Raw genomic sequence first — 6,177 nt, 5'->3', positions numbered from 1 at the left:
ATGGCTTATCTAGCAATAATAAATATAACAAAGAAATGGACAGTAAGAACCCTTGAATGGTCAAAGATCCTAACTCAACTTGTGATAAAGTATGAAAGATTAGCTAAGTACATAAGCTGATTCTTAAACCCATTACAAAAAAGGGGTTTACACAAAAAAAGAGACAGAACCTCGAAAAGCATCACAGCTCGTCATTCTGACAAAGCTCTTGGTCAGAATCTCGATCCTTGTCGCTGCAAATCTCTCGCCTTCGCGTGAGCGCAGCGAAGGTTCCGACCATGCTCATTCTTGACTTATCTTATCGGTGAACGGGTTCATGATCTTGAACGGTCAACGGTCAACCGTATTTCACTGCGATCAGCGGGTCCTTGTTCTTAAGCGTACAGCGGATCTTATGCTTGCAACTTGGAACTGGCAACTTACAACTGCTCTTTCGAAGGACGGGTTCATGATCTGGGACGAAGGACGAGGACTGCTCTTTACAGCGATCAGCGGGTCCTTGCTCTTAAGCGTACAGCGGTTCTTATGCTTGCAACTTGTAACTGGCAACTTGCAACTGCTCTTTCGAAGGACGGGTTCATGGTCTTGGACGAAGGACCAAGGACGGTTCTTCATTTCTTGAAGCAACACTTACAAGACAAAGGCATTACGGAAGGTGATAATGTGTGGTTTGACATCGACATAAGATCCCCATTACCGATCTACGATCAAATCAAGAGGGGGGTGAGAGAGGAGATCCTTAAGGAGAAACTTAAGGAAGGTGATCCTCTTCCCTCAATTCGTGAAATGGCTTCTCAAATCAGGGTTAATCCTAACACTGTTGCCAGAGCCTACAGAGAACTCGAGATGGAAGGCTTGATTATGGCAAGACAGGGACTAGGGTATATAGTAATCAGTGATAGAGATCAGGTAAGAGACTCTGTCTTTGAAAGCCTATCTACTGAGCTTAGGGAGCCCATCCTTCGTTTGAAGAAATCGGGAATTTCTCTGGAAAGGCTCCTGGAGGTGATTGAGAAGATATGGAAAGAAATGAATTAACCCTGGACATACAGAACCTTGAAAAGACTTATAAGGGCAATGTTGAGGCCGTTTGCGGGATCGATGTCAAGCTGGAAAAACAACGAATCTACGCACTGCTTGGTCCAAATGGAGCCGGCAAAACGACAGTTCTGAAATCTATATTAGGATTGATCAATTACTCTGGATCGATACTTGTTCTTGGAAGACCCGTTGATGAGGTCAGAGAAATGATCTCGTTCGTTCCTGAGGAGAAGAATCTCTACGAGAATCTGAACATAGAAGAAACCCTCAAATTGATTCGCAGAATTTCGAGCAGATTCGATGAAAACCAGGCGCGCAAGTATATCGCACACTACCACCTTCCCTGTACAAAGAAAATTAGAACCTTCTCAAACGGCATGAAGACAGCGATGTACATCTCATTAGCTCTTTCAACCGACGCAGATTTCTACATATTGGACGAACCGACATGGGGCCTCGATCCAATCATGCGAGACGACACTCTCGAATTCATAAGAGAAAAGGTGATTGCCGGAAAGACTGTACTGTACACGTCCCATATAATCCCTGAAGTCGAAAAAATCGCAGACGAATTCTTTATTATGATAAACGGGAAGGTTAAGTATTCCGGTGATCTCGACGGAATCAAAGAAAAGTACAGAATCGTAAAGATGCCCTTTAACAAAAAGGAACTCGACAGTTGTACGGACTGTCTGGCGGCAGCAAAGGAACTTAACAGACTTTCGATAATAGTCGAAAACTTAGAGGCAACAGAGAGATTCTACAAAACAGATGAAGCAACCATTTCGATTCCTGACCTGGAGGAGTTTTTTCAAATTCTGGTCAGGAGTGAAAACAGAAATTCTCGTTGAGCGCAGGAGGTTAGGATCGTGATCGAGATTAGAAACCTTACGAAGATTTATAGTGGAAGTGTGAAGGCAGTAGATGATGTGAGCCTTACTGTCAAAGAAGGCGAGATATTTGGCTTTCTCGGACCGAACGGAGCCGGTAAGACCACTACCATAAAGATGATAGTAGGTCTGCTTCAGCCGACATCCGGAAGCATACACATCGACGAAATCGATGTACTAACTTCACCTGTGGAAGCGAAGATGAAGATGGGTTACGTTGCAGACGAACCGCTAGTTATGGAGAAAATCACGGGAGTTCAATATCTAAACATGATTTCCGACGTGTTCCTGGTTCCTCCGAAGACGCGAGCAGAAAGGGCTTTGAAGCTGCTTCAAAACTTCAAGCTCTCCGATGCCGTGAAAGACCCAGTCTCCACTTATTCTCACGGAATGAGACAGAAGCTCTCTCTTGTTGCAGCCCTCATACACAATCCGGATCTCTGGATCCTTGATGAACCAATAGTCGGTCTAGATCCAGAATCGGCCTTCATTCTCAAGCAGATGATGAGAAATCATGTAAAGGCTGGAAACACGGTCTTTTTCTCTACTCACGTAATGGAAGTAGCTGAGAAAATATGTGACAGGATAGGAATAATCAATAAGGGCAAGCTAGAATTCGTTGGCACCGTTGATCAACTGAGGAAGCTTAGCGGCAGGGGAAGTCTGGAAGAACTCTTCCTGGAGGTGACAGGTAGTGAGACTGAAAATGGTGATTTCTCTTACCTCGACGCTGATTAATTCTCACTACAACATACCCAGGTCCCTATATCACTTCAAGAGAAAGGAAAGGCTATGGGAACCGGCCCTGATAATCGGTGTCATACTCCTGATGGGCTTGACTCTCGGACCGCTTTACGGAGGTTTGCTCAACACGATGTACGATCAGTATGAAGCATCCGGACTGAGATCGCTCTTTCTGTCAGGACCTTTCCTGATTGCAAATCTCTTTGGATTCATCTTTGGGATCTTCCTCATGATAAGCACCTTTTTCTTTGGCGACGATATGCGCGTTTTGATACCTTTGCCCCTGAAATCGACAGAAGTACTTATGTCGAAGTTCCTCGTAGTCTTGATGGACCTTATGTTGATCTCGCTTGCTATAATCCTTCCAGCATATATCCTGTATGGCGTGCGATCCTCGGCAGGAATCGGATACTGGATCTTCATGGTGATTGTGTTTCTTTTAAGTCAGGTGTTGCCGATAATGCTTTCCGCAATAATCGTCCTTCCTCTCTCAAGGCTATTTCGATTCAAAAGGCATAGAGATAATATGGTTTATCTCTTGAGTGCACTTATTTTGGTGGGAGTGCTGATCTTCATCTCCTTCACCAGCCGCGTAGATCCAAATATGAGCGCCGAGGAATTTGCCAGGATCTTCTCGAGCGAGGATGCGATTCTGAACAAAACAGCCGGAGCGTATCCTCCGACGATACTGGTTACAAAGGCCCTGAGCAGACCCCTCTTTGAGGGATTGTTGTGGCTTCTTGCGTTTATTGCGCTTCACGTGGCCGCTCTCGGAGTCTTTCTCTTCTTCGGTGACAAGTTCTACTACTCGGTTTACTCGAGTCTGCAAGAAAACTTTGCAAAACGCACCGCACTTAAGGAAGGCGAAATTACAGGCCTGATGGGAGTTCAGAACAGCAAGTTCGCGGCACTTCATAGACGCGAATGGTGGTACTTCCTCAAAGTCCCTGCCTTCGCTTTCAACGGATTCGGAAATGTGGTGATCCTTCCGATATTGCTTGTAATCGCTGCCGTGGCCGGTCAAACTGATGAGATCGGACAGATGATCCAGCAATTTCAGCAGTACAGAGAGCTATTTGTCCCGGTCGGCGCATTGATAGCCGCAGTCTCCGGAGGAATAAACGGGCTCGCCTCCTCCATATTCAGTAGAGAAGGAAAACTAATCCATGAGCTTAAAGCCTTACCTGTCAAGACATCGGAGATTGTTACGGTCAAGTTCGTTCATGTTCAGACCTTGAGCTTCATAGGACCGGTCTCGGGTGCAATAGCTCTGAGCGTAATACTGGGGCTCTCATTTGTTGAAGCAACAGTTGTCTTCGTTGTGGGGGCTATAACGCTTACCTTCCTGAACATCCTTCAGATGATAATTGACTCAGTGAAGCCAATCCTCGGGTGGGAGAATCCGCAAAGAGCCATGAAGCAAAACGTAAATGTTGCGCTTTCAATTCCGGTGGTATTCGGTTACGTTGGAGGCTTCGGGTATCTTGCATTCCTGCTGAAGGATACGATCTCAGGAATGCTCATGACTCTCGTGCTGGCCCTGATCGGAATTGTGGGCATAGTAATCTCCTGGCCTGTGCTGTTGAAGAAACCAAATAGACTGATGATAAGAGACGTTTAAAGTGAGCCTAGCCGAAAGATCCGCTTGTTAGGAAACGCTTTACGCTTTGAAGAGGCGTCCTCCGATAAGATCAATCGAGAAAGAGCAAATTCGAGAGTTCATTTCGCTCAAGAGAATACGAGAAAAAAGCCAGTCACTGCTGAAATAAGACGCAATGCGCCTTCGGCGAAAATCAGTCTTCTTTTTCGCTCTGCTTTCGCGTACTTTGTTTACAACAAAACAATTGCCGGTGCGAGCGTAACGGAGCTTTCTACCAAAAATCGTGTTATGTTATAGTATACTGATCAGTTTACTAGGTGGTGATCGATTTTGAAGACACAAGTAGTCAGAGTCTCCTCCGAAACTCATTCCAAACTCAAGGCTATGGCCTCCGCCAGTGGCAAAACAATGGGGGAGATGCTTGCTAAAGCTGTGGAGTCATACAGACGTGAGATACTCCTCGAAGATACAAATGAAGCCTTCGCAAAACTGAAAGAACAAGGCGATCTGTGGAAAGGCGAGTTAGTGGAGAGGGAAGAATGGGAAGGCACACTTTCCGACGGGCAGAGCGATCATGAATAGAGAGCTACCTTCAAGAGGCGAAATATGGTTGGCAAACCTTAATCCGACTAGAGGCAGAGAACAATCTGGATTTCGGCCATGTTTGGTCATTTCGGTCGACCAGTTCAATCATGGGCCTGCTGAACTCGTGATTGTCGTGCCCTTAACGTCAAAGAACAAATCGATCCCACTTCACGTTGAGATTTCTGGAAAGCAAACAGGTCTCGACGTAACAAGCTACATCAAGACCGAGGACTTAAGATCTATCTCAAGAAATAGACTGGAGAAGAAGATCGGCCAGGTCTCTGAAGAAGTTATCTTGGAGGTACTGGATCGCATAAAGATTCTCCTCAACATCTAATGAACCGAATTAGGGCGTTAGATTCAGCAGAAGCCTAGTATAGCCATATCTATTGACGATTTGTTAGCGACTGGGTGGCTTTCGCTGCCATTTTTTTTGGCAAACTCTGGCGCATCTGGATAGCGTTTTGTCTCTAAGAGAATCCCTCCAAGAACTGCCATCTCAAATTGCCGCTGTACTCTTGAGAACGAAGACCCACTGAACGCTGGGAAGAACAGTTCCAAGTACCATGTTGCAAGTTGCAAGGCTTTCAAGAGCCGAGAAAGAGTATTCGAGAGTTCATTTCGCTCAAGAGAAGACGAGAAAAGCCAGTCTGCTACCGCAGGCCAGTCAGAAGGCGAAAATCATCGCCGCCAGTGAAGGCTTCGCCATCGCCAGTACCACTTCGTGGTGCCAGTCTCAGCTTTCAGCTGAGGCCAGTCACTGCAAGTAGTGGCGAGAAAAACTACAAGAATACCTGACTGATTTGGCGAGGCCAGTTCCGACTTCGTCAGGCAAAGGAACCTTTGTGTTCACGTGAAGATCGAGATTCTGACCAGCTTTGTCAGCTAACGGGATGTGATGTTTTCCGAATAACGTAAGGCCGGCATTCCGAGTAACTCCTTATGTCAATCCCCTACTTTGTCATCCCGTAGAGCCTGCCCTGATGTGCACCTGTTCAGGGTACCTGCACGGGATCTCGCCCTGAAGATCCGCTATACGCCAGAAGTTCTGCTGTACGCTTAAAAGCGGTGAACCCGCTGAACGCTCTAAAACATGGTTCACCGTTGACCGTTCAAGATCATGAACCCGTTCACCGCCAAGACCATTCGATCGAGAAAGAGCAATGTCGAGGCGTTCGCTGCGCTCACGAGAAGGCGAGAAATACGGAAGCCAGTCAGGCCTCGGTGGAGGATTTCCTTTTCGGGCGAACAGCCGTTCGCCCCTACAAAAGAATTGCATAACCTTATGACATTGTCATCCCGTAGAGCCTGCCCCAA

General features: G+C 46.4%; 6 protein-coding genes. All 6 read left to right on the top strand.

Annotation, left to right across the window (positions count from 1 at the left end):
- The first annotated feature begins 663 nt into the window (after window positions 1–663).
- The 6 genes from Q502_RS00565 to Q502_RS00540 all read left to right on the top strand — a co-directional run bounded on the left by Q502_RS00565 (window position 664) and on the right by Q502_RS00540 (window position 5,197).
- Window positions 664–1,038, top strand: a complete 375-nt coding sequence (locus Q502_RS00565) for a GntR family transcriptional regulator (RefSeq protein WP_099830890.1) — start codon at window positions 664–666, stop codon at window positions 1,036–1,038.
- Window positions 1,020–1,892 (top strand): ABC transporter ATP-binding protein, encoded by an 873-nt coding sequence (locus Q502_RS00560; RefSeq protein ID WP_099830889.1) that lies wholly within the window; start codon window positions 1,020–1,022, stop codon window positions 1,890–1,892. The genes Q502_RS00565 and Q502_RS00560 overlap by 19 nt, the downstream gene beginning before the upstream one ends.
- An 18-nt stretch (window positions 1,893–1,910) precedes the next feature.
- Window positions 1,911–2,669, top strand: coding sequence for an ABC transporter ATP-binding protein (locus Q502_RS00555; RefSeq protein WP_099830888.1), 759 nt, complete (start codon window positions 1,911–1,913; stop codon window positions 2,667–2,669).
- Window positions 2,626–4,296, top strand: coding sequence for a putative ABC transporter permease subunit (locus Q502_RS00550; RefSeq protein ID WP_102819408.1), 1,671 nt, complete (start codon window positions 2,626–2,628; stop codon window positions 4,294–4,296). Before Q502_RS00555 ends, Q502_RS00550 begins: the two co-directional genes overlap by 44 nt.
- A gap of 309 nt (window positions 4,297–4,605) precedes the next feature.
- Entirely contained in the window at window positions 4,606–4,857 is a 252-nt protein-coding gene (locus Q502_RS00545; RefSeq protein WP_099830886.1) for a hypothetical protein, read from the top strand.
- Window positions 4,850–5,197 carry a type II toxin-antitoxin system PemK/MazF family toxin gene (locus tag Q502_RS00540; protein WP_099830885.1) on the top strand — a complete coding sequence of 116 codons (348 nt, stop codon included), beginning with the start codon at window positions 4,850–4,852 and terminating at the stop codon, window positions 5,195–5,197. Before Q502_RS00545 ends, Q502_RS00540 begins: the two co-directional genes overlap by 8 nt.
- Window positions 5,198–6,177 lie beyond the last annotated feature (980 nt).

It is taken from the genome of Mesotoga sp. Brook.08.YT.4.2.5.2. (assembly GCF_003351125.1).
In the GTDB taxonomy this organism is placed as follows: domain Bacteria; phylum Thermotogota; class Thermotogae; order Petrotogales; family Kosmotogaceae; genus Mesotoga.
This window is presented reverse-complemented; position numbering and strand designations above follow the sequence as displayed.